This window comes from Methylibium sp. T29-B (assembly GCF_000576225.1).
In the GTDB taxonomy this organism is placed as follows: Bacteria; Pseudomonadota; Gammaproteobacteria; order Burkholderiales; family Burkholderiaceae_C; genus Methylibium; species Methylibium petroleiphilum.
In genome coordinates this window covers 1-3,705 of record NZ_AZSN01000243.1, presented here as the reverse complement: position 1 = coordinate 3,705, position 3,705 = coordinate 1, and the positions used below count along the sequence as shown (strand labels likewise).

Here is a 3,705-nt window from a genome sequence, read left to right as displayed (position 1 = left end):
GCCGCCGGCAGCGCGTCGAGGTCTCGGAGGCGCACCGCTGGGCCGAGCCGCTGCGCTTCGCGCTCGGGCGCGTGGTCGCCGAGCAGCTCGCCGCCGCGCTCGGCACGCCGCTCGTCTATGCCTACCCGCAGGTGGCGGTGGCCGACGCGGCCTTCCGCGTCACGCTGAACGTGCAGCGCCTCGACGCGACACGCGGCGTCGCGGTCGACGACGAGCTGCTGTGGACCGTGCGGCGCGTGGCCGACGGCCAGCTGCGCTCCGGACGCAGCCACGGCCGCGCGGTGCCCGTCGACGCGAGCTACGACGCGCTGGCCGCCGCGCACGTGGAGGCACTGGCGGCCGTGTCGGGCGACATCGCCCGGGCGATCGGCGAGCTGGCGACGCGCTGAGCCGTTGCCGTCACGGCCCGCCGGCGCCGTCGAACTTCGGCGTGGCGTCGTGCGACATCGCGCGCAGCAGCACGGCGCACAGCAGCACGACGCAGGCCACGACGTAGAGCCACACCAGCAGGATCGCCACCGAACCGGCGGCGCCGAAGGTCGACACCACCGCGCTGTGGCCGAGGTAGACGCTGACCAGGCCCTTGGCCGCCTCGAAGGCGAGCGCGCCGAAGACCGCCACGCCGCCGAGCTGCCGACGCGGCAACCGCACCGGCAGCATCACGCGCAGCAGCAGTGCGACCATCGTCACCGTGACGGCGAAGGACACCAGCCACGGCAGCACCAGCAACCAACCGGCCTGCAGCAACCCGCCGGCCAGCATCGGCGTGAAGGCACCGCCCAGCGAGACGAGCAGCGAGTTCACCACCAGCGACGCGAGCAGCACGAAGCCGATGCCGATCACCACCGCCACGCCACGCAGCCGGGCCGACACCAGCGCTGCCAGCAGCCGGCCGAGCGGCAGATCGGGCGCGCCGTCACGGCGCCACAGCTGCTCGAAGGCGGCGCGCAACTCGGCGAACACCGCACTGGCGCCGAACAGCGTGGCGCCGACGGCCGCCAGCGTGGCCCAAGCGCCGCGGGTCGAGCGGTAGGCGTTGGCGATCATCTCCTGCAGCAGCCGGCCGCCCTCGGTGCCGACCACGCGCGACAGCTGCGTCACCAGGTCCCCTTGCACCGCCTCGCGCCCCCACACCGCGCCGGCCACAGCGGTGGCGATCACGAGGATCGGCGCGAGCGAGAACAGCGTGTAGAACGCCAGCGCGGCGGCGGTGCGGCCGATGCGCTGCTCGGCCCACAGCGTCCAGGCGCGAACCGCCACGCGGTCCCAGCGCGGCAGCTTCACCGCGGCGACTCAATGCGTGGTGGCGCGGGGCGAGGGCCGGGCTGGAGGATCGGCCGGCTTCACGGCGCCGCCTTCCTCTTCCCAGGTGCGGACCGCCTCCCGATCGAGCAGCGCTTCACGCTGCGCCTTGCGACGCGACAGGTTGCGAACCAGTTGCATGGCCAGGCCGGAGGTCACGGTGAACATGAGGATCTTGCGCAGCATGAGCGGCTCCCTGCGCACGGGCCGGGGCGCGAATGCGTCGGCCGCGCGTGCGCGCGTCATGAGGCAAGGATAGGAGGGGGGTGGTGTCGCGTCCGTCGGGCGGCGGCGCGAGCGCGTGTCGGCGTCTTCCGACACGGGGCGGGGCACGGCGGCAGGCGCCGCGCCACGCGCCGGGGTCGATCAGTCGCCGAAGAACAGGCGGAACACCTCGGGCTCGTGCACCTCGCGGGTGTGCAGGCCCTGGAAGGCTTCGCGGAACGGCTCCGACGGCGGCAGCAGGTCGAGGTCGGCCGCCATGGTCTCGACCCAGGCCGGCGAAGCCGCCTCGATGCGTTCGCCCAGCGGGCGCTGGCCGAGCACGACGAGGCGCTGGGTCAGCGAATCGGCGAACGAGGGCAGTTCCTCCCATTCGATCGCATCGCGGCTGCGCAGGGCGTGCAGCGACGAAGAACGGTGGGCAGTGTTGGTGTGTGCGTAGCTCATGGTGTGTGCTGACGTCGATGGGACTGGTACGAAGCTTATCGGCCGCGCACCCCGGACATGAAGGGGAAAAGCGGGCCTTCGCCGGGTCAGTTCTCCACCCTGCCGCCTGCGAACGTGACATCCGACGCGCGCTTTGGAAGCGCGCTGACTTGACGCGACAATCGATCCATGCCACGCATCAGCGCGAACGTCCCCGCCGCCGAAGCCCGCGCCGTCCCGCCGCGCGCCAAGGGCGTGCCGGCCGATCCGCAGAAGTTCGCCGTCAGCGTGCGGCCCAGTCGGATCGACGGCCAGGGCGCGTTCGCCGCCGAGGCCATTCCGGCGCGCCGCAAGATCGGCGAGATCCGCGGCGAATCGATCAGCGTGCGCGAGGCGCGCCGCCGCGCCAGGGGCCAGGCCCGCATCATGATCGTCGAGGTGTCCGAGCGGCGGGCGATCGACGCCTCGCAGTCGGCCGATCCGCTGCGCTTCACCAACCACTCCTGCGCGCCCAACGCGTCGCTGCGCATCCGCCAGGGGCGCGTGGAGTTCTACGCCATGCGCGACATCGCGGTCGGTGAGGAGCTCTGCGTCGACTACGGCGAGAGCCACCACGAAGGCCGTCTGCGCTGTCGCTGCGGCGCGCCGAACTGCGCGGGGCGACTTTGATGTGGGCCCCCGGCTGCGGCGTACCGCAGCCTGCCCCCGAGGGGGCGCCCGGCCGGCTTGGGGCGGCCCGGCGCTCGGTCGGGTGGGTGCCTACGGGCCGTCAGCCGCGCGCGGGCGCCGCCAGACGGCGCGCCTTCAGTTCCATCGCCAGGTAGGCCAGCGTCGCCACCGCCAACGGGCCCAGGTAGTAGAGCGCCCGGTAGGCCAGCAACGCGCCGAGCAGTTCGTGCTTCGGCAGCTCGTGCGACAGCAGCGCCACGAACACCGCCTCCAGCACGCCCAGGCCGGCCGGCACGTGGGTGATCACGCCGGCGATCGCGGCCACCAGCAGCACGCCCAGCACGGTGGGGAAGTCGATGCGCTGCTGCAGCAGCACGAACACCAGCGTGGCCATCAGCAGCCAGTTGGCGCTGGACATCGCCAGCTGCAGCAGCGCGAAGCGGCCGGAGGGCAGATCGAGCCGGTGGCCGCGCAGCGTCCAGCTGCGCTGCGGCGAGAAGGCGCACAGCGCCACGTAGGCGACGGCTGCCGCCAGCAGCACCCCACCCAGCACCTGCAAGGCCCGACCATCGAGCTTCCAGTCGGGCGGCGGCGCCAGCGGCCACAGCAGGAACACCGTGCCGGCGAGCAGCAGGTAGCCGAGCCAGTTGGTCAGCATGCTGATCGACAGCACGCGCGTGATCACCTCGTTGTCCAGCCCCAGCCGTGCGTACAGCCGGTAGCGGAAGGCCACGCCGCCGACCAGCGAGCCCAGGTTCAGGTTGAAGGCGTAGCTGACGAAGTTGACGCCCATCACCGTGCGCGGCCCGAGCGGGTGGCCGGTGCTGTGGCGGCCCAGCAGGTCGAAGCAGCTGTAGAGCGCATAGCTGGCCGCGGCCAGCGCGGCGGCGGCCCACAGGCTCGCGGCAGGCAGTTTCTTCACCGACGCCGTCACCTCGGTCCATTCCACCGTGCGGGCCTGGGTCACCAGCAGGTAGGTGACGAACGCGAAGAAGGCCAACGTGAGGCCGCGTTTCGCCCAAGGCCACCAGGGCCGCGACGTGAGGCCGCGCCGCCCGCCCGCAGCGCGGCGCGGCCGGACCGCGC

The 3,705-nt window shown here is 72.9% G+C and carries 6 protein-coding genes; 2 read left to right on the top strand and 4 right to left on the bottom strand.

Annotation, left to right across the window (positions count from 1 at the left end; all coding sequences use genetic code 11):
• Nucleotides 1–389 (top strand): membrane integrity-associated transporter subunit PqiC (locus tag Y694_RS20415; RefSeq protein ID WP_036235971.1); only part of this gene is annotated, 389 nt, incomplete at its 5' end.
• A 10-nt stretch (nt 390–399) separates the two neighbouring features.
• Here the strand turns inward: Y694_RS20415 and Y694_RS20410 are convergent.
• From Y694_RS20410 to Y694_RS20400, 3 genes are all read right to left on the bottom strand, one after another.
• Entirely contained in the window at nt 400–1,284 is an 885-nt protein-coding gene (locus tag Y694_RS20410) for a YihY/virulence factor BrkB family protein (RefSeq protein ID WP_011827643.1), read from the bottom strand.
• Between the two features lie 9 nt (nt 1,285–1,293).
• Nucleotides 1,294–1,488 (bottom strand): hypothetical protein, encoded by a 195-nt coding sequence (locus Y694_RS20405; protein WP_011827644.1) that lies wholly within the window; start codon nt 1,486–1,488, stop codon nt 1,294–1,296.
• Between the two features lie 180 nt (nt 1,489–1,668).
• Nucleotides 1,669–1,971 carry a hypothetical protein gene (locus Y694_RS20400; protein ID WP_011827645.1) on the bottom strand — a complete coding sequence of 101 codons (303 nt, stop codon included), beginning with the start codon at nt 1,969–1,971 and terminating at the stop codon, nt 1,669–1,671.
• Between the two features lie 168 nt (nt 1,972–2,139).
• On the opposite strand from Y694_RS20400, the gene Y694_RS20395 reads away from it, so the two are divergent.
• A complete protein-coding gene (locus Y694_RS20395) occupies nt 2,140–2,619 on the top strand; it encodes an SET domain-containing protein (RefSeq protein ID WP_051495944.1) in 480 nt (159 codons plus the stop codon).
• Between the two features lie 100 nt (nt 2,620–2,719).
• Here the strand turns inward: Y694_RS20395 and Y694_RS20390 are convergent.
• Nucleotides 2,720–3,705 (bottom strand): lysylphosphatidylglycerol synthase domain-containing protein (locus tag Y694_RS20390; RefSeq protein WP_051495945.1); only part of this gene is annotated, 986 nt, incomplete at its 5' end.